At 62.4% G+C, this 18,918-nt stretch carries 16 protein-coding genes and 3 pseudogenes; 9 read left to right on the top strand and 10 right to left on the bottom strand.

Translation table 11 applies throughout. From position 1 onward, the window contains the following. The first annotated feature begins 145 nt into the window (after positions 1-145). Genes B2P87_RS12525 through B2P87_RS12535 form a run of 3 tightly spaced genes read left to right on the top strand, consistent with a single transcriptional unit; the run spans position 146 to position 3,872 of the window. Positions 146-1,402: a Zn-dependent hydrolase gene (locus B2P87_RS12525; protein ID WP_141891497.1), complete on the top strand. Its 1,257-nt coding sequence runs from the start codon at positions 146-148 to the stop codon at positions 1,400-1,402. Continuing rightward, positions 1,399-2,199 (top strand): carbon-nitrogen hydrolase family protein, encoded by an 801-nt coding sequence (locus tag B2P87_RS12530; protein ID WP_141891498.1) that lies wholly within the window; start codon positions 1,399-1,401, stop codon positions 2,197-2,199. The genes B2P87_RS12525 and B2P87_RS12530 overlap by 4 nt, the downstream gene beginning before the upstream one ends. Next, positions 2,196-3,872: an amidohydrolase gene (locus tag B2P87_RS12535; RefSeq protein WP_141891499.1), complete on the top strand. Its 1,677-nt coding sequence runs from the start codon at positions 2,196-2,198 to the stop codon at positions 3,870-3,872. Before B2P87_RS12530 ends, B2P87_RS12535 begins: the two co-directional genes overlap by 4 nt. A gap of 2 nt (positions 3,873-3,874) precedes the next feature. On the opposite strand, the gene B2P87_RS12540 is transcribed toward B2P87_RS12535, so the two are convergent. The 3 genes from B2P87_RS12540 to B2P87_RS12550 are packed head-to-tail and all read right to left on the bottom strand — an operon-like array spanning position 3,875 to position 6,879. After that, on the bottom strand, positions 3,875-4,753 hold the full coding sequence (locus B2P87_RS12540; RefSeq protein ID WP_141891500.1) for a helix-turn-helix transcriptional regulator: 879 nt from the start codon (positions 4,751-4,753) through the stop codon (positions 3,875-3,877). 48 nt (positions 4,754-4,801) lie between these two features. Next, complete coding sequence (locus B2P87_RS12545; RefSeq protein ID WP_141891501.1) at positions 4,802-5,863, bottom strand: agmatine deiminase family protein; 1,062 nt, start codon at positions 5,861-5,863, stop codon at positions 4,802-4,804. Beyond that, entirely contained in the window at positions 5,860-6,879 is a 1,020-nt protein-coding gene (locus tag B2P87_RS12550) for an agmatine deiminase family protein (protein WP_208764498.1), read from the bottom strand. The genes B2P87_RS12545 and B2P87_RS12550 overlap by 4 nt, the downstream gene beginning before the upstream one ends. A 100-nt stretch (positions 6,880-6,979) precedes the next feature. Here B2P87_RS12550 and B2P87_RS12555 point away from each other — a divergent pair, with 100 nt between their 5' ends. Further along, positions 6,980-7,861 (top strand): LysR substrate-binding domain-containing protein, encoded by an 882-nt coding sequence (locus B2P87_RS12555; protein ID WP_141891502.1) that lies wholly within the window; start codon positions 6,980-6,982, stop codon positions 7,859-7,861. Here the strand turns inward: B2P87_RS12555 and B2P87_RS12560 are convergent. Then, positions 7,858-8,928 (bottom strand): ABC transporter ATP-binding protein, encoded by a 1,071-nt coding sequence (locus tag B2P87_RS12560; RefSeq protein WP_208764499.1) that lies wholly within the window; start codon positions 8,926-8,928, stop codon positions 7,858-7,860. The two genes, B2P87_RS12555 and B2P87_RS12560, sit on opposite strands and share 4 nt — an antisense overlap. Next, positions 8,898-9,887 carry an ABC transporter ATP-binding protein gene (locus B2P87_RS12565; RefSeq protein ID WP_167510269.1) on the bottom strand — a complete coding sequence of 330 codons (990 nt, stop codon included), beginning with the start codon at positions 9,885-9,887 and terminating at the stop codon, positions 8,898-8,900. The genes B2P87_RS12560 and B2P87_RS12565 overlap by 31 nt, the downstream gene beginning before the upstream one ends. A 160-nt stretch (positions 9,888-10,047) precedes the next feature. Between B2P87_RS12565 and B2P87_RS12570 the strand changes: the two genes are divergently transcribed. From B2P87_RS12570 to B2P87_RS12585, 4 genes are read left to right on the top strand one after another with little or no spacing between them, the layout of a single operon-like run. Then, the gene (locus B2P87_RS12570; protein ID WP_167510270.1) at positions 10,048-11,760 is read left to right on the top strand and encodes an ABC transporter substrate-binding protein; all 1,713 of its coding nucleotides are present in this window, start codon (positions 10,048-10,050) and stop codon (positions 11,758-11,760) included. 11 nt (positions 11,761-11,771) lie between these two features. Beyond that, the gene (locus B2P87_RS12575; RefSeq protein WP_141891505.1) at positions 11,772-12,779 is read left to right on the top strand and encodes an ABC transporter permease; all 1,008 of its coding nucleotides are present in this window, start codon (positions 11,772-11,774) and stop codon (positions 12,777-12,779) included. Beyond that, positions 12,776-13,705 (top strand): ABC transporter permease, encoded by a 930-nt coding sequence (locus B2P87_RS12580; protein WP_141891506.1) that lies wholly within the window; start codon positions 12,776-12,778, stop codon positions 13,703-13,705. Before B2P87_RS12575 ends, B2P87_RS12580 begins: the two co-directional genes overlap by 4 nt. Positions 13,706-13,720: 15 nt before the next feature. Further along, positions 13,721-14,833, top strand: a complete 1,113-nt coding sequence (locus B2P87_RS12585) for an agmatine deiminase family protein (protein WP_141891507.1) — start codon at positions 13,721-13,723, stop codon at positions 14,831-14,833. 35 nt (positions 14,834-14,868) lie between these two features. Here B2P87_RS12585 and B2P87_RS12590 read toward each other — a convergent pair whose 3' ends face one another. The 4 genes and pseudogenes from B2P87_RS12590 to B2P87_RS12605 form a co-directional block, all read right to left on the bottom strand. Continuing rightward, positions 14,869-15,330, bottom strand: coding sequence for a GNAT family N-acetyltransferase (locus tag B2P87_RS12590; RefSeq protein WP_141891508.1), 462 nt, complete (start codon positions 15,328-15,330; stop codon positions 14,869-14,871). After that, positions 15,327-16,208, bottom strand: a complete 882-nt coding sequence (gene aguB / locus B2P87_RS12595; RefSeq protein WP_141891509.1) for an N-carbamoylputrescine amidase — start codon at positions 16,206-16,208, stop codon at positions 15,327-15,329. The genes B2P87_RS12590 and aguB overlap by 4 nt, the downstream gene beginning before the upstream one ends. A 4-nt stretch (positions 16,209-16,212) precedes the next feature. Beyond that, the gene (locus B2P87_RS12600; RefSeq protein ID WP_141891510.1) at positions 16,213-17,589 is read right to left on the bottom strand and encodes an aminotransferase; all 1,377 of its coding nucleotides are present in this window, start codon (positions 17,587-17,589) and stop codon (positions 16,213-16,215) included. 119 nt (positions 17,590-17,708) lie between these two features. Further along, positions 17,709-17,990, bottom strand: a pseudogene (locus tag B2P87_RS12605) (transposase); the annotation flags it as partial. Between the two features lie 210 nt (positions 17,991-18,200). Here B2P87_RS12605 and B2P87_RS20060 point away from each other — a divergent pair. Next, positions 18,201-18,359, top strand: a pseudogene (locus B2P87_RS20060) (IS30 family transposase); the annotation flags it as partial. A gap of 2 nt (positions 18,360-18,361) precedes the next feature. Here the strand turns inward: B2P87_RS20060 and B2P87_RS12610 are convergent. Further along, positions 18,362-18,731: pseudogene (locus B2P87_RS12610) on the bottom strand (transposase); the annotation flags it as partial. Positions 18,732-18,918: the final 187 nt, after the last annotated feature.

Genomic DNA, 18,918 nt, shown 5'->3' on the forward strand with positions numbered 1-18,918 from the left:
CTGCTGCCTCCTGAACTGCAGTCAGCTGACGGAAAAACCCGGGAGCCCTGCCCGGCAGCCTGCCAGTCCCACTGAAGGGGGACTACCGGGAAGCTGTCCGGGCGTGGATCATACGGGTATTTCCGGAAATTTGCAGGAGCGTTCGATGACAGAGTATTCGGTGGACGGCGCGCGGCTTTGGTCCCGTTTGAAGGATTTGGCTGAAATCGGAGCATCCGAGAACGGTGGTTCGCACCGGCTGGCGCTCAGCCAGGATGACGAAGACGGCCGTGAGCTGTTTCTGGCATGGTGCGGGAACCGCAACTTCACAGCGGTTTTCGACAAGATCGGCAATCTGTTCGCACGCCGGGCCGGCCGGAACCCGGCGGCGCCTCCGGTGGTCATCGGCAGCCATCTGGACACGCAGCCCAACGGCGGCCGGTTCGACGGCGTGCTGGGGGTGCTGGCCGGGCTGGAAGTGCTGGAAACGCTTGAAGACTTTGCAATTGCAACAGAAGCGCCGGTGGAGATCGCGGTGTGGACCAACGAGGAAGGCGCCCGGTTTCAGCCCGCCATGATGGGCTCGGGCGTTCATTGCGGCGTGCATTCGCTTGCCGAGACACTGGCGGTGACCGACGCATCCGGCATCTCGGTTGCGCAGGAACTCGAAAGATTTGGCTATGCTGGCGGTATTGAGCCGGGCAGCCGCGCCATCGGCAGCTATCTGGAACTGCATATCGAGCAGGGTCCAATTCTTGAGCAGGAAGATAAGACCATCGGCGTTGTTACCGGCGGGCAAGCGATCCGCTGGTATTCCCTGGCACTGAGCGGCGAAGAGACCCATGCGGGGCCGATGCCCATGGCAATGCGGCGTGATCCGGTTCGGCATCTGGCGGCGGTGACACAGCTGGTTTACCAGATCGGCCTGGCGGATCCGGATGCACGCGCAACCGTCGGCGTGATTGAAACGCGGCCCGGCTCCATCAATGTGATGCCCGGCCAAGTCCGGTTATCAGTCGATTTGCGGCATCCCGATGAAGCTGCCTTGCAGCGGATGCATGACGCCTTGTCAGAGGGGATTGCCAGGCTAGACAAGACAGCGGACGGCGTAGGCATCAGCCTTAAGCAGATCTGGCATTCGCCTGTGGTGGCGTTCGACCCGCAGCTGACCGGCGCGGTGCAGGCCAGCGCCGCAGCGCGGGGCTATGCCGCCCGGGACATGGTGTCCGGTGCCGGGCATGATGCGTTCCATCTTGCCAAAGTGGTGCCTGCAACGATGATTTTCGTGCCCTGCCGCGGTGGCATCAGCCACAATGAGCAGGAATACACGGCACCGGAGCATGTTCAGGCCGGTGCGAATGTGCTGCTGGACCTCGCATTGCAGATGGCGGGCACCCAGACGCCGGCGGGAGCGGCGGCATGAGGATCACCATTGCGGATTGGGACCCAAGGCCGGAAGCCAGGGCAGCGCAGGCAGCAGCACTGGCCGCCCATGCGGCGGCGGAGCAGAGCGATATGATACTGTTGCCGGAAATGCCGCTGTGCCCTTGGCTGGCAGCCAGCCCGGAGCGCGATGCCACGCTGTGGGAACAGTCCGTCCGTGACCACGAAAGCGGCTTGGATGAACTCGGAGCGCTGGCGGGAACGGCATTGGCAGGGTCACGGCCCGTTCTGGGTCCGGCCGGCCAGCCATTAAACCGTGCCTTCTTGTGGCAAGACGGCCGGATTGCCGCGGAGCCGCATGAGAAGGCAGCACTGCCAGAAGAGGAAGGCTATTGGGAGAGCCGCTGGTATGATGCGGGCAAGCAGCAAGCCGTGCCGCTGGACTGGAACGGGGTGCGGCTCGGTTTTGCCATCTGCACCGAGCTGTGGGATTGGGACCATGCTTGCCGCCTGTCGCGAGCGGGAGCCGATGTGCTGCTGGTCCCGCGCGCGACGCCGGACCTTGGCAGCGATGTTTGGATAGCGGGAGCCCGCGCATTGGCGGTGCGAACCGGATGTTATGTCCTGTCGTCCAATTTCACCTATCCGGGTGCTGAGGGTTTTGACTTTGAAGGCCTGTCGGTGGCGGCAGACCCGGATGGAGGGCTTCTGGCGGTCACAAGCAAGGAGCGGCCCTATGCGACGGTCTCCATCAGCGTCAGTGCGGCGCGGAAAGCCAAAGCCGCATATCCTCGGTATATACTTGACAAGGTGAAAGAAAAGAAAGGTGCGCCATGAAACATCTCTGCACTATTGCGGCGGGTATGGCCGGTTTGGCAGCCAGTGCGGCATGGGCGGAAACGCTGGTGCTGACCAATGCGGAAATCTACACGGTCAATGAGGCGCGCAGCTGGGCTGAGGCTCTTTCCATAGGCGAAGACGGCAAGATCAGCGCCGTCGGCAGCGAGGCCGAGGTCCTCGCCGCCGCGGGCGAAGGGGCTGAAATCGTGGACCTGGGCGGGCGGATGGTGCTTCCGGGGTTTCAGGACATTCACCTGCATGCGGTGGAGGCCGGGGTAAACGCAGTGCTTTGCCCCTTTGAACCCTTCGATACCCTTGCAGGCTACAAGGCCACGGTGCGGGACTGCGCCGGGAAGGGCGGGACCGGCGCTTGGGTGCTGGGCGCCGGGTTGAACATGGTCAATCTGCTGGAGCTGCATCCCAATCCGGTGGAGGTGCTTGACGCACTGTCGCCGGACCGCCCGGTGATGATCCTGGATGACATCGGCCATGGGGCTTGGGCCAACTCCCTGGCCCTGCAGGCGGCGGGGTATGACACGGCTGAGGATGCCGCCAATGGCAATATCATCCTGCGCGGGGCCGGCGGCCGGCCCAACGGGGTGGTGCTGGAAAACGCGCCGCACAACCTGCGCACGCTTGCCTTCCCGCCCACCCAAGAGAACCTGGACTTCGCCTATGACAGCCTGCTGAATGCAGCGGCGGAACTGAATGCCAACGGGATCACCTCAATCAGCGATGCGGGCGGCTACTGGCCCCAGGGCCATCACGAGGTCTGGGACCGGGCCGAGGATTCTGGCGCGCTGACTGTGCGGGCCTCGAACGCCTTCTACATCTACCCCGACCGCCCGCTCGACGGGCAACTTTCCGAACTCAAGAAGCTCTACCACAATGACCCGGACCGGCTGGTGCGCTTTAATGTGGCCAAGATTTATGTCGACGGCATCCTGAGCCAGGCGACTGGCGCCTTGCTGCAACCTTATGAGACAGATCTGGGCCTGCCGGAGGGCGAGGAATACGGCTATCTGTATTTCGGGAAAGAGGTGCTGATGCGGGCCGCGCGGGATTTGTCGGCGGCGGGCTTCCAGCTGCATTTCCACGTGACAGGCGACTATGGCGCCCGTCTGGCGCTGGATGCGATTGCCCAGGCCGCGCCGGAGGCCGGGCCGCACCGGCTGACCCATCTCTATCTTGCCGATCCGACGGATTACCCGCGGTTCGCCGAACTTGGGGCCATTGCCGATCTGCAGCTGGCGCCGAGCGCCGTGAGCAAAGACTATGAGGCCTTCATAGCGGAATTCATCGGCGGCCGGACTGACCTGCTGCTGCCCGCAGGGGCGCTGCTGGCGGCGGGGGCGACCGTTACGCTCTCCAGCGATTGGGATGCGGATGAGCTGAATCCGCTGATCAAGATCGAAACTGCTGTCAGCCGGGAGCGCAACGGGCTGCCGGATGTTGCCGCAGCCATCGAGGCGATGACCATCAATCCGGCTATTGCCCTGCGCCACGCGGACCGGACCGGGTCCATCGAGGCGGGCAAATTCGCGGATCTTGTGGTCTTGAGCGAAAACATCCTGGACATCCCGCTTGAGAGCATCAGCAGCGTTGCCATTGAGGCGACCCTGCTGCAGGGCGGGGCGGTTTTTGATGCTGCGGGGCTGTTTGCTGACTGATCCTAGAGCTGCCCGCCCGCCGGCCGGTCGAGATAGGTGAGCGGGTCATCGGTCGCGTTGGAGGGTGCGCGGGTCAAAGCCTCCAGGAACAGCGAGAAAAGCTCCCCCTGCGAGGTGATGCCCAGCTTGTTGTGAATGCGTTTGCGGTGGACCTTGACCGTTTCCGGGCTGTTGCCCAGTTCGCGGGCGATCGATTTTGAGGAATGCCCTTTCAGGATCAGCTGCACGATTTCGGCCTCGCGCCCGCTCAGCACTGAACTTGCGAACCGGTCAAAGGTTTTTTTCAGATGCAGCCCCATGCGGCCGCTGCCGGCTAGCGAATTGGGGTCCAGAGCAGGCCAATGGCGGCGGCACAGCGCTGCAATGCAAGGCAGCAGCGCAGTAAGCGCAGCCCTTTGATCCGCAGCAAGCTGGAAGCCTTCCTCCCGGCTGCCTAAAGAGATCACCACGGCGGCACTATTCCCGAAGGAGATGAACACGCTGGTTTCGTCGAACAAGCCGGTGCCTGCATAGAAGGTCTGGTAGTATTCTGACGCCCTGAAATCGTCAGGCGCGCATTCGCCAAGCGTGATCACCCGGTCCCCGACCCCCTGCAGAAAAAGGTTATAAAACGGGTCCAGGAAATAGGCGAAATCCAGGTAGGGCTTGATTGTCGAGGCGCTGTGCTCATCAGGCAGGTTGTCGAACAGCTCCACCGGCGGGTGATCCGGGAAAAACGCTGCGGTGAAAGTGCTGTCATATCCTGATGCCGATTGGCACAGCACTGCGAGGGCGGCCAGAAACCCTTCCTGCCCAACAAGCTCGATGGCCCGGGCGAGGCCATCCAAGCTTTCTGATGTTCCGGTTCTGCTGGTGTTTTGCATGTTCGCTGCGTCAAACATTGTGGTCTCCGGTTATCATAGCAAAGAAGCCCTGGCCGCCGCCCCTGTTTAAGCCGGCTGCTGCTGCGTCATGCAGTGGATGCCGCCGCCCGCGTGGCAGATCCCCCGCATGTCCACCTGCAGGACTTTAAGGCCGGGGAAGGCTTTTGCGAAGATTTCCCGGGCCGCTGCATCGGTTGGCGTATCGAACGACGGGATCACCACGCCGCCGTTCGCGATGTAGGCATTTACATAAGACAGCGCCGTGGTTTCGGTTTCCGGTTCGACCATATAGGCCTCGTCGATCAGCCCGATCTCGATTTCGCGGCCATCGGCATCGGTCTGCCCGCGCAGCGCCTTCAGGTTCTCCCCGCAAACTCTGTGGCGCGGATTTGCCGGGTCCGGGTTGCGCTCGAACAGCAGCTTGCCCGGCGCGGCGAAGGTCAGCATACCGTCGATATGGCCATCGGTGATCCATTCCTCCTCATCGCCCGGCAGCCAGATGACCTTGCGGGCGCCGATGGCATGGAACAATTCGCGCTCCACATCCGCCTTGGTCATGCCCGGATTGCGGTTGGGGTTGAGGAAGCAGGTCTCTGTCGTGATGACCGTGCCGCGGCCGTCGACATGCAAGCCGCCGCCTTCACCAGTGAGCGGGGACTGGAACAGCGGCAGGCCAAGATGGCGCACCAGTTCGGCGCCGATGCCCGCGTCGAGTTCATAATCGGGGAATTTCTCTCCCCAGCAGTTGAAGATCAGGCTGGAGCCGATGATCTGCCCCTTGCCATCCTTCACGAACAGCGGGCCGGTGTCACGGAACCAGTGGTCGCCCTGCTGCAGGGGCACCACATCGACCTGCGGCGGCAGCAAGCTGCGGGCAAGTGCGGCGTGATCTGGATGCGCAACGACCCGGACCGGTTCGAAACAGGAAATGGCGGTGGCAACACGCACGAAATTCTCCTGCGCCGCGGCCAAGCCCGCGCCCCAATTGTCCTCGTGATCGTCCCAGGGCCAGGCCATCCAGCAGGCCGCGTGGGGCGCGGCCTCAATGGGCATGACAAACCCCTGCTCACCGGGGCTTCTACCGCTGGCAAGGGCTGCGGTCAGGTCGGTTGAAATGTGCATGGTCATGCTGCAGGCTCCTGCTGGGTGATGCAGTGGATGCCGCCGCCGCCAATCGCGATGGCGGGGATTGGCACCAGTGATACACGGCGGCCGGGGAAGAGCTCCTGGAACACTTCACGCACCAGCCCGTCTTCGCGGATTCCGTATTCCGGCATCACTACGCCGCCGTTGCAGATGTAGGAGTTGACGTACGAGCGGCAGAACCGCGGATCGCTTGAGACAGCGCTGGCGGCATCAGGGATCTTTACCAGCGTGATGCCGCGGCCTTTTGCGTCAGTCTGGTTTTCCATCGCTGTGATGTTGGCCGCATTGATGCTGTGCCAGTCGTGATCCGCGGGACCTTCCGCTTCGATCAGCACCACGCCCGGCGCGACAAAGGTTGCTATGCCGTCGACATGGCCGTCGGTTTCGGTTTCCTCCGCATTGCCGGGCAGCCAGATCACCTTGTCGCCGCCCAGCATGGCCTTCAGTTCCTGCTCGATACGGTCGCGGCTCCAGCCAGGATTGCGGTTGGCATTGGGAAAGCAGCTGCCCGTGGTCAGGATGGTGCCCTCGCCATCGACAGAGACTCCGCCGCCTTCGGCGATGAGGCCGGAGTGGAAGATTGGCACCTCGGCCGCATTCAGAATCGCGTCAGCTGCAGCGTCATCCCCGTCGAACGGCTGGTACTTGCCGCCCCAGGCATTGAAACCAAAAGACACGCCGGCCCGGCCGCCCTTGCCATTGGTCAAAAAACAGGGCCCGGCATCGCGCGCCCAGCTGTCGTCGATCGGGCTGGTGAGGATTTCGATGTCAGATCCGAGCAGCGATTTTGCCGCTGCCGCGTCTTCGGGGCCGACCAGCATGGTCAGCGGCTCAAATTCGCGGATGGCATGGGCTACCGCGGCGTAGTTCCGGCGGGTCTCTTCCATGTCCGGCCAGAAGCCTTCGCGCGTCGGCCACATCATCCAGGTACGCAGATGCGGCGCCCATTCGGCGGGCATCCGGTAGCCTGCGGATTTCGGGGTTTGCTGTTCGGGCATGAAGGGCTCCATCGTGCAAGATATGTTGTCCAAACAGTATAGATGTGAGCAAATATTATAGACAAACGCGGAATTCGACGTGAAACGATGAGTTTTTCTAATGAATAATCCCTATCGCCCCCTGCCGCCGCTCGGCGCTTTGATCGGGTTCGAGGCGGCGGCCCGGCTCGGCAGTTTCTCGCAGGCGGCGGAAGAGCTGAACATGACGCAATCGGCGGTGTCGCATCAAATCCGGACGCTGGAAACCCATTTGCAGCAGCCGTTGTTTCTACGCATCAACCGGCGGGTGGAGCTGACGGACGCCGGACGCGACCTGCTGATCTCGGCCCAGGACGCGCTGGAGACAGTGCGGCTCGGGGTGCGGCGGCTTGATGCCTACTCGAAACCTGGGTCAGTTGTCATTCACATGCCGCCGGTCTTCGGCGCGCTCTGGTTCGCACCAAGGCTCGTCCAGTTCCGTGAAAGCTATCCGGAGGTCGACCCCTGGCTTTACACCAGTGGCCATGATGTCGATCTCACCGAGTCCGAGTTTGACATCACAGTGACAACCAGCCCGCACACGGGCGAGGAATTTGTTACCGCCTCCTTCCTTGCGGAGGAACGCGTGCCGCTTGCAAGCCCCGGCCTGGCCGCAGAGTTTCAGAACCGCCTGAGCGAGGCGCCGCTGATCCATGACGAACACCCCGATGACTGGCAGAGCTGGTTCCTGGCCGCCGGGCTGGAGCGGGCGGATTGCTCGAAAGGGCTGAACTTTTCCGATACCGCGCTGGCGGTTGATGCTGCGACACGCGGACTGGGAATGTGCCTTTGCGACAGGAGGCAGGCACAGCCGCTGGTCAGCGAGGGCAGGCTGCAAGTGCTGAGCCCGGTCTGTCTGCGCAGCGACAGCCCGTATTACCTAGTGACGCTGAAGCGTAATCTTCAACGCACCGCTGTCCGGTCGCTGTGGGACTGGATGCTTGCAGAATCCGGCGATAGCTAGCTGCAGGCCGCCGCGGGGGGCCGTGCTGGAGCGGCGGCCTCCTTCGGGAAGAAACAAGCTGATTGCCGCCCGCTGGGCAGCGTTTCCAGCCGGGGCGTTTCGGTCCGGCAGCGGGCTGGGCAGCCCTTCTGCTCGTAGAGCCAGCAGCGGGTGTGAAACGGGCAGCCGCTGGGAATGGCAGCGTGCGAAGGAACATCGCCTGACAGGACGATCGGAGCGGCTTGCGCGCGGTTCCTGGCCTTGACCCTCGGTGCAGCCGATAGCAAAGCCGTCGTATAGGGGTGCGCAGGGCCGGCGGTCATCTCTTTGGCTGCGCCGATCTCGACGATCCGGCCCAGGTACATGACCGCGACGCGCTGGCACAGGTGCCGCACCACCGACAGATCGTGGCTGATGAAGAGCATGGCCATGTTCTGTTCGGTGCGCAGATCGTCCAGCAGGTTCAGGATCTGAGCTTGAACCGAAACATCCAGCGCGCTGACAGGTTCGTCGGCAATGATCACTGGCGGATCGTTGGCAATAGCCCGGGCAATTGCAATGCGCTGCCGCTGGCCGCCGCTGAAATGCTGAGGATAGCGCGCAGCATGGTCCGGGCTCAACCCCACGCGCTGCAGCAGGGACTGGACCCGGGACTGAAGCTTGTCGCGGGAAACGGTTCCTTGGATCAGGAAGGGTTCGGACAGGGTTGTCCCGATGGTTTTCCTGGGGTGCAGCGAGGAATAGGGATCCTGAAACACCATCTGAACTAGCTGGGCCAGCGCGCGCCGCCCGGACGCGCGCGCAGGATCCGTGTGCTGTCCCTTGACATGTATACTGCCCGTGGACGTCTCAGTCAGCCCGACAATGGCTTTGCCAAGAGTTGTTTTTCCGCTGCCGGATTCTCCGATCAGCCCCACCACTTCGCCCTGCTGGATATCCAGGGAGACACCGTTGAGCGCCTTGAAGGTTGCGGGCTTTTTAAACAGCGCCCTGTTCCCGGATGCGCGGAATTCGACAGACAGATCCCTGATTTCAAGGGCGGGGTGCGAATTCTGGCTCATGCGGATTCCTTTGCCTGCGGGGAACATTCCTGCAACAGGCAAGCGACGTGGTGCGCCCTTTGCGGTGTGGCAACGAGCTCCGGTTTGACCGTGGCACAGCCATCAATTGCTTCCGGGCAGCGGTCCCGGAAGGCGCAGCCCGACGGGCGCTGCCAGATTGAGGGCGGGGTGCCCGCAATAGGTGTGAGCCGCTCGCACTCCCCGTCCATCGACGGATGCGCCCCCAACAGCCCCCGGGTATACGGATGCTGCGGGTTTTCGAGAACTTCCTGGGTCGGGCCGCGCTCCACATCCCGCCCGGAATAAAGCACAATCACCTCGTCGCTCATCCCGGCAACCACCCCAAGATCGTGAGTGATCAGCACCAGCGCCATGTTCAAATCGCGCGAGAGCTGTTTCAGCAGTTGCAGGATTTGCGCCTGGATTGTCAGGTCAAGCGCGGTGGTCGGTTCATCGGCGATCAGCAGCTTGGGTTCAAAGACGATTGCCATGGCGATCATGACGCGCTGGCGCTGACCACCGCTCAGCTGATGCGGATAGCGGTGCATCATGCCTTCGGGGTCCGGCATTCCGACCCTCGCCAGCGCCTCAATTGCCCTGCCCCGGGCGCTGGATTTGGTCAGCCGCCGGTGCGCCTGAAGGCATTCCACAATCTGGTCGCCGATCCGCATCACCGGGTTCAGGCTGCTCATCGGGTCCTGGAAGATCATGGCGATGCCGGTGCCTTGCAGTTTGCGGAACTCCGCGGGCCGCATCTGTGCCAGATCAGAGCCATCAAACAAGACCCGCCCGGAGACCTGCAACGGCCCGTCTGTCAGCAGCCCCATGATGGCCATGGCCGCAGTGCTTTTCCCGGAGCCGCTCTCGCCGACGATGCCGAGGCAATTGCCGCGTTCAAGGCGCAGTGACAGGTTTTCGACAATCGCCGCGGTCCGGGCGCCTGCGTTGAGGCTTACGGTCAGGTCTGTGACGTCCAAGAGTGCCATGGCAGGCGCAACATCCTTTTTGCATGGGCCTTCCTGGTACGAACTGACCGAAAGCCGGCGGCGTTGCAGATCACTATAGCCCACCGCCCTGGAAAGGCTGTGCCCCTTAGGTGGTATCGACAGGAACCGCGGAAATTTGGGAGTTTGGGGGCAGGAAATGATGAGCGGCTCCCTGACGGCAGAGGCGCAGATTTCCTGGGAACATAGGGAGCTGAACATGACCTATCCGCGAAAACGCCCGAATACTCCGCAATTTCATCTGCCGCGCCGGTCCTTCCTGGCGGGCAGTTGCGCCTTTGCCGCGATGGCGGCGGCGCCCGGTCAGGCGGTTTGGGCGGCGGGCAGCGCCACGCCTCCCAGCCTGGGTGCGCGCGATCCCAAAACCCTGGTGGTTCTGGTGGATGCAACGGTCGAAAACCTCGATCCGGCCACCAATATCGAATGGGCCTACGGTTTGCGCCCGGTCTATGAGACACTGACCGTGCTGGACGGCAGCCACACGCTGAAGGCGGCACCCGCGCTGGCCACCTCCTGGGAGGCCAGCGAAGACGCAAGCAGCTGGACTTTCACACTGGCGGAAGGAGTGGTGTTCCATGACGGCACCCCCTGCGATGCCGAGGCGGTGAAAAAGGCGGTCACACGCCTGGTGCTGCACCCCGCCGGGCTGGCCGGGACCTGGCAGCTGGAAGACCCGGAAAGCCAGATTGTTGCGGTGGACGCAAAGACCATCCGCTTTGACCTGGGTGAGCCGCGCCCGTTCTTCGACCGCCAGGTCGCCTCGCAATACGGCTTCTGGATTGCCAGCCCCACGGCGGCGGAAGCCCACTCCAAGGGCGATGACGACATGGGATCGGAATACCTGCAGGCCAATCCGGTGGGCACCGGGCCTTACAGGCTGGAAAGCCTGAATCCGGGCCAGGATGCTACCTTTGCTGCCAATGCTGCTTTCCGGGGCGGCTGGGACCATCCGCACTTCAGCCGGGTGATCACCAAGACCATTCCCGTCTCTGCCACCCGCCGCCAGCTGCTGGAGACCGGCGAGGCCGATATGACCCTGGCGATGGAGCCGGAGGATATGGTGGTCTTGCGCGATGACCCGCGGTTTGCCCTGGCCGACACCCCGACCTTCACCGTGCAGTATGTGGCCTTTGCCACAGACGGGAAGCTGGCCAACCCGCGCGCGCGCCAGGCGCTCTGCCACGCATTCGACCACGACGCTTATATGGAGGAAGTGGCGCTTGGGACCGCGGACAAACCCACCTCGGTCTTCCCCTCGCTGATGCAGGGCATGGACGGCAAGGACCGGCTGCTGCCCTATGATCTGGATAGGGCCCGCGCCCTGCTGGCCGAGGCTGGGATACCCGAAGGCACCGAGCTGACGATGGCCTATTACTCCGGCTTTGGCGACATTGAAGGCCAGTTGCTGCAGGCCTGGCTGTCGGAGATCGGGATCAGCCTCAAACTCCAGGAAATGTCCTTTTCCGCCTATCTCGACGTGTTCTTCGGCGAAGGCACGGCCGAGGAGCGCCCCGATCTGTTCTATTTCTCCTGGTGGCCCAACGTGGATCATCCCTACAGCTTTGCCTGGGGGCTGTTCAGCGGTGATGCGGCCACCTTTGACGGCAATACCGGGCGCTATACCAACGCCGAGGCAACCGCGCTGATCGACGAGCTGCGCAACCAGGTGATGAATGAGGAAATGACGGCCAAGTTCCGGCGCCTTGCCGAAATCCTGACGAACGAAGACCCGGCCTGGCTGCCAATCCTGCAGGAGCGCGCCCAGTTCGTGTCGCGCAACGACATTGCGGGGCTGGAGAACAACCCGATCTATGTGGCGACGCTTGATATGTACAACCTGTCGCGCAAGTCCTGAGGGCTGTGCGAATGCTGCGCTTCATTCTCAGACGCACCGCTGCAACCCTGGTGCTGCTGGCCGGTGTCGTGCTGATGACCTTCGCGCTGGCCCGGCTGCTGCCGGGCGATCCCGCGCGCCTGATCGCCGGTGCCCGTGCCGATGCTGAGGCAGTGGCCTCGGTGCGTGAACGGCTTGGCCTGGATGATCCGGTCATCACGCAATTCACGGCCTATGCGGGCAATGTGCTGCAGGGTGATTTCGGGCGCTCGGTCGTTACCCGGCGGCCTATCTCAGAAGACATCCTGACTTTTTTCCCTGCAACGCTGGAACTGGTCCTTGTTGCGGGTCTGATCTCCCTGCTGCTGGGGGTAATACTGGGCACCCTGGCGGCGGTCAAAAGCGGCCGGCCCGCGGATGCAGGCGTGCGCTGCGTTGCGGTTCTGGGCCTGTCGGTGCCCGATTTCTGGATTGCGCTGGTGTTCCAGTTGATCTTTTTCGCCACCTTGGGGCTGGTGCCATTCGGCGGACGGCTTGGCACAGGGATTGCAGCACCCGATTTTGTGACAGGATTCATGACCGTCGACAGCCTGATTGCCGGCCGGTTCGACCTGTTCACAGATGCGCTGCACCATATGATCCTGCCGGTTGCAGTGCTAGCGATCCCGTCGATGGCGATCACCATCAGGGTGGTGCGGACTTCGCTGCTGGAGGTTCTGTCGCAGGATTTCATCCGCACCGCGCGCTCCAAGGGGGTCTCGCCGGCGCGGGTGTACTTCAAACATGCGCTTGGCAATGCGCTGCTGCCCATCGTCACCATCTTCGGGCTGAACACCGGCCTGCTGATTTCCGGCGCGGTGTTCATCGAGCTAATCTTCAACTGGCCGGGGCTCGGCCGCTACACGGCAAACGCCATCTCGGCCTCCGACTACAACGCCATCATGGCCATCACCCTTGTGGTGTCGGTGGCCTATACGCTGATCAACTTCCTTGTTGATCTGAGCTATTCCTTCCTCGACCCGCGGGTGGATCTGACATGAGCGCTGAAACCTCCTTGCCCCCGTCCCGCGCCCGCCTGCCCAAGGCCCTTGGCCGTATCATCCATCCGGTTGCCAGCTTTGCCAGCTCTTCCGGCCAGGCAGTTCTGGCGGTGGCAATTGTCGCCTTGGTTGTGGCGATCTCGCTTCTTGCCTTCGGTGCCTGCGTGATGGACACGCATATCACCGCCTTTGATCCGCTCAAGATGAACATCCGGGCGCGGCTTGAACCGCCTTCGGCAGAGCATTGGATGGGCACCGACAAGATCGGGCGGGACATGCTGGCGCGGGTGGTGGCCGGTTCGTGGATCTCGCTGTCGGTGTCATTCGCTGTTCTGGCCGTCGCCGCCGTCATCGGCACCAGCTTCGGACTGATTGCAGGCTATGCGGGCGGGCTTGCGGATGAAATCCTGATGCGCGTCACGGACCTGTTCCTGGCTTTCCCGGCGCTGATCCTGGCGGCTGCGATTGCGGCCAGCTTTGGCGGCGGGATGGTCTCGACAACGATTGCCTTGGCTGCCGTGTTCTGGCCCTGGTACGCCCGGCTGATCCGCAGCCGCATCCTGTCGCTGAAAGAACAGGAGTTCATTGCTGCCGCCCGCTGCATGGGCGCCTCGCACCTGCGGCTGATCTTCTCCGACCTGCTGCCGATGGTCTGGCCGCTGGTGATCGTCCAGGCCACCACCGACGTCGGTTTTGTGATCCTGGCCGCATCCGGGCTGTCGTTCCTGGGGCTCGGCGCGCAGCCGCCGACACCGGAATGGGGCGCGATGATCTTTGACAGCCTCACCCACCAGCCCGCGTACTGGTGGCTGGCAGTCTTTCCCGGCGGGGCAATTGCCCTCGTCGCGATCGGTTTCAACCTGCTGGGCGACAGCCTGCGCGACCATCTCGATCCGTCGCTCGGCGCTTCCGAAGCCGGCATCTGAACAAGGAAGAACTCTATGAACCGCCGAAATTTTCTTGCTGCCGGAGCGGCAGCGCTTTCTGGAGTGCTGGCTGCAAAGCCCGCCGCCGCCGCCCGCCCGGTAGATTACACAAAGACCGGTGCCACCGTCTTTTCAGGCACCCCGGCGGCGGATGGTTTTGCCTTCCCTGCCGAATGGGCGCGGCACGAGCGCAGCCTGATGCAGTTTCCGCCGCCGCAGAACTGGTATCCGAACCAGCTGAATGCCGCGCGCAAGGAATGGGCCGATGTTGCCAATACCGTGGCGGAGTATGAACCCGTCACTATGGCAGTGCGGCGGCGCGACAAGGCCGCGGCAAAGAAGCTGCTGTCTTCGGAAATCACCCTGATCGAAATGCCGCTGAATGATGCCTGGTCGCGCGACAGCGGGCCGATGATCGTGCAGAACGCGCAAGGTGCGCGCCGGATTGCAGGCTTCACCTTCAACGGGTGGGGCCGCAAATTTCCGCCCTACAAACACGACACACTGGCCAAGGGCAGGTTTGCAGCGCATCTGGGGCTGCCGATGTACACATCGGAGCTGGTGCTGGAGGGCGGCGCCGTGGCCGTGGACGGCCAAGGCACGCTTCTGACCACCGAGGAGTGCCTGCTGCACACGAACCGGAATCCCGACTGGAGCAAAGCCCGGGTGGAAGCAGAATTGAAGGCCGGTCTGGGGGTGCAGAAGGTGATCTGGCTGCCCCGCGGCCTCACCCCGGACCCGATCACCGACGGGCATGTGGACGGCATGGCAGCCTTTGCCGCTCCCGGCACCGTGCTGCTGCACACAACCGATGACCGCTCCGATCCCAACCACCGGATCACCCAGGATGCCAAGCGCATACTGCAACAGGCAACGGACGCCCGCGGGCGGCGCTTTGAGGTCATTGAAATCCCGCTGACCAGCTATGACGTCGTCCACATGAATTTCTACATCTGCAACGGCGCAATCATCGTGCCGGTGTCGGGCCGGAAGGGCGAGGATGACCGGCCACTTGCCATCCTGCGCGAAGCCTTTCCAGGCCGCCGGGTGACGGGCGTCTCCGGCCGCATGATCGGCGGCGGCGGCGGCGGGGTGCATTGCATCACCCAGCAGGTGCCTGCGGTCTGAATAAAGAAAAAGGGGCCGATTGCTTGGCCCCTTGTTCAGTCGGTGGAGAGGGATTTGTCGTATTTCACGAAGGGTGTGAGCGTGGCAACCTGATCGTATAGCCTGCGGGCAGTGTGATTGAACTCCTGCGTGTGCCAATAGAGAACAGAGACCCCTTCTGCCTCCGCCCGCTTTGCCACTTCGCCGATCAAAGCCCGCCCAACACCGGCACCGCGCGCCTGCGGATCGACAAACAGGTCCTGAAGGTAACAGGTATCCTCGACTGACCACATATCGCGGTGCAGCAAATAGTGGCCGATACCAATGGCTTCGCCATTCAGCTCTGCAATCAGGCCGCGGTATTCCCGCGCATCTGCCGAAAGCAGCCTTGCAAAGCTGCTGTCGTAGACGCGCGCTGGCAGCGTGGCCTTGTAGAAGGTGAGGTAGCCGGTCCACAGACGGTCCCAGCTTTTGCGGTCGCTTTGTTCAACCGGCCGGATCGTCACCAAGCTTGTCATCGCATCGTTCCTGTCTTGCCGTCCAAGGTGTGCAGCGCCCCGTACATATGCGGCCTGCGGTCCCGGAAAACACCCCAGGCGCTGCGGTAGCGCGCTGCGGCGTCCAGATCGACAGCTGCCGTGATGAAGGTTTCTTCCGTGCGGCCCGCCTCCGCCAGGATTTCTCCGGTGCAGCCGGCAATGAAAGAGGTGCCATAGAAAACACCAGCCGTGTTGCCGTCCTGCTCCCTGCCCACCCGGTTTGAAGCCACCACCGGAATCATGTTTGCAGCGGCGTGACCCTGCATCGTGCGCCGCCAATGGCCGCTGCTGTCCAGCTCCGGGTTGTTCGGCTCACTGCCGATGGCGGTCGGGAACAACAATATCTCAGCCCCTTGCAGTGCCAGGCAGCGGGCGGTTTCCGGGAACCACTGGTCCCAGCAGATGCCGCAGCCGATCCGGCCAAAGCGGGTTTCTACCACCTGGAAACCGCTGTCGCCCGGCGAGAAATAGAATTTCTCCTCATACCCCGGCGCCTGAGGGATATGGGTTTTGCGGTAGTTGGCCAGAATGGTGCCATCGGCGTCAGCAATGGCCAGCGAGTTGTAGCGCGCCAGCCTCGCCTCCTCGTAGTAGGAGATTGGCATCACCACGCCAAGTTTCCGGGCCAGCGAGGTGAAATGCTGCACCACCTGGCTTTGATCCGGCGAACAGGCAAGCGGAAAGTGGTCCGTTGACTGTTCAAGACAGAAATAAGGCGTTTCGAACAGCTCCTGCAGCAAAATCACCTGTGCCCCGGCCTCGGCGGCGCGGGTCACCAGTGCTTCGGCCTTGTCGATGTTTTTGTCGATGTCCCAGCTACAGGCCATCTGGGTAGCCGCAAGCGTTACCTGTCGCATGAGTTCACTCCTGACTGGCGATGAAATCTTGGACTGAGCCGGCAACAGCCCCGATCAGCTCATCGCATTGGTCCTTGCTGATGATCAGCGGTGGCGACAGGATGATCTGGTCGCCCACCGGGCGCACGATGGCTCCGCGCTCCAAACAGCCTTGGAACACCTTGGCAGCGGCCTGCTCGGTTAGTTCAATAGGGGCTTTGCTGGCCTTGTCGGAGACCAGATCAATGCCCAGCATCAAATGGCTGCCGCGCACATCGCCAACGATAGGCAGGTTTAGCAGGGATTGGGCGCTCTCCTGAAAATAGGGGCCAATCTCGCGCACGTGATTCAGAATGCCTTCGCGTTCGATGATCTCGATGTTCTTCAGCGCCGCTGCACAAGCCACCGGATGCCCGAAGTAGGTGAAACCCATCGAAAAGATGCCGCCCTCGCATTGCGGACGGGCAATGGTCCCGTAGATTTCATCCGAAATCATCGTTGCCCCCAGCGGGATGTAGCCTGAAGTCAGCCCCTTGGCGCAAACCAGAATGTCAGGCGTATAGCCGAACAGCGCCTCCGAGGAGAACCATTCACCCAGACGGCCAAAGCCCGTGACCACTTCATCCGCGATATAAAGCATGTCATGCGCCTTGCAGACCTCATACATGCGCTTGTGGTAGCCCTCGGGCGCAACCAGCACCCCGCCGGCGCCCATGATCGGCTCGGCGATGAAGGCGGCCACATTGTCAGGGCCAAGCTGCTGGATCCGTGCTTCGAATTCCCGCACCAGATAGTCGCAGTAGTCGCCGTCGCTCCAGCCCTCAGGCTTGGCATAGAGGTTGGCTTCCGAGACATGGCTGATGAAATCCTCGCCGATCCGGTCGAAGCCGTATTTGGTGCCGTGGATGCCAGTGAGCGAGGCCGCCACATAGGTGGCGCCATGGTAGCCGTTCTGCCGCGAGATAATCTTTTTCTTCCGGTGCTGGCCCTTCATGTCAAAAAAATAATGGACCAGCCGCACCGCGGCATCATTGGCGGTTGAGCCGCCGCAGGTGTAATAGACGCGGTTCAGGTCTCCCGGCGCCAGTTCCGCAAGCTTGGCGCCCAGCTGGGCAGCCGGTACATTGGTGCTATGGCCGAACGGGTTGTAATACTGCATGTCCAACACCTGTTTGGCGATGGCTTCGGCCATTTCTTCGCGGCCGTGGCCGATGTTCACGCACCAGAGCCCGGCAATGCCGTCCAGCAGTTGTTTGCCCTCGGCGTCGATGACATGCACGCCTTCGGCGCGCCCGATCACATGGCTGCCCTCTTCGGCAAAGGTGGCGAAATCCGTGTAGGGGTGTAATAGATGGGCGCGGTCCTGTGCCCATGCTGTTTGAGTGCCGAGGGGGGCGGTCATCGGGGCTCTCCTGAAAGTGGCGGGGGCTCTATTGGTCTGTCCCAGCTTCTCCCAGACCGCCTTGCGGTCACAGTCCCCCGCAGTGGGTATTGGACTTGCCCGGATTTAGTGGAGAGCGTTTATCTCACTTCGAGAGCCTCGCGCTCGAATGCGATAGGGCTTTTGAAGCCGAGCGATGAATGTTGCCTGACTGGGTTATAAAATCCGTCGATGTATCTGGCGATGGCGTTTTCTGCCTGTTCCCGGGTATGCTAGGCAATCGGCCAGATCAGCTCCGACTTGATGGTCTTGAAGAAGGTCTCGACCATCGAATTGTCGTAGCAGTTCCCCTTGCTGCTCGTCGAGATCAGGATGCCGCGTTTGCGAAGCTCGGCTTGGTAATCGACAGAGCAGTATTGGGCGGATTCAACCGGTCGTCGCAACACCCCGTTCTTGGAGGTGTAGATGATGACAGGAAGACGGAAATCCGAGCGCTCGACGCGGCGTAAATTGTCCTCGCCAGGACGTCCACCAGTCTGGCAGCGTGAGAATTTATGCCGGTTCTGGCAGGGTGTCGCAGCAGGTCTCTCCAGCGAAGAGGCGGCTGTAGCAGCAGGTGTTTCTGCTCCCGTGGCCGCGCTCTGCGTCTCCCCCGTGAACGCGGCCGAAAGCGAGGTAAGCCGTTCATTGCGGATGCGCTGATGATCAGCAACCGCCCCGCAGAGATCGGAGATAGGGCAGTGCCAGGGCATTGGGAGGGGGACCTCATTCTTGGCCTCGGAAGTTCGGCTTCCCGCCATGCAAAGAAGCCGCTCTGGCTGACACCCAGAGTCTGGCACATACGGCTGATGGGAGAGCTTTGCCTTCTCCGCTTCGATGAAGGCAAAGCTCATCGAAGCGGAGAAGGCTGCGGCTCTTTTTAGGATGTCGCGCTCCTGCTTCAGCACCGCATTCTCCTTGCGCAGCCGCTTCAGCTCGGCTCGCAGATCGGCCTGGGCTTCCGCAGGCTCCTCGGCATCCCGATCCTGCCTCACCCATCGCGTCAGCGTTGAGAGGCCAATGCCGAGATCATCTGCAACTTCACGTCGTGTGAGTCCGCTGGTCAGCGCCAGCCGAACCGCTTCACGCCGAAATTCCGGCGCCGGTCTGTTTCCGTTTCCCATAGAACACCTCCTGGTTCCTCAGTTGGTGCTCTCCACTAAATCCGGGCAAGTCCACTTCAAACCGCGGACTTTTCAGGGGAGCACGTCATCGGGGATCACATCACGGCCCCGGCGCCCCGGTTCGGCTCTGTCCGGGCTTCGTTCGGGCTGTTGTTTTCCGGTTTTTGGAACGCAAAACCGCCGCTTG

The organism is Leisingera sp. UBA4491 (genome assembly GCF_002388965.1).
GTDB classification, from domain to species: domain Bacteria; phylum Pseudomonadota; class Alphaproteobacteria; order Rhodobacterales; family Rhodobacteraceae; genus Leisingera; species Leisingera aquaemixtae.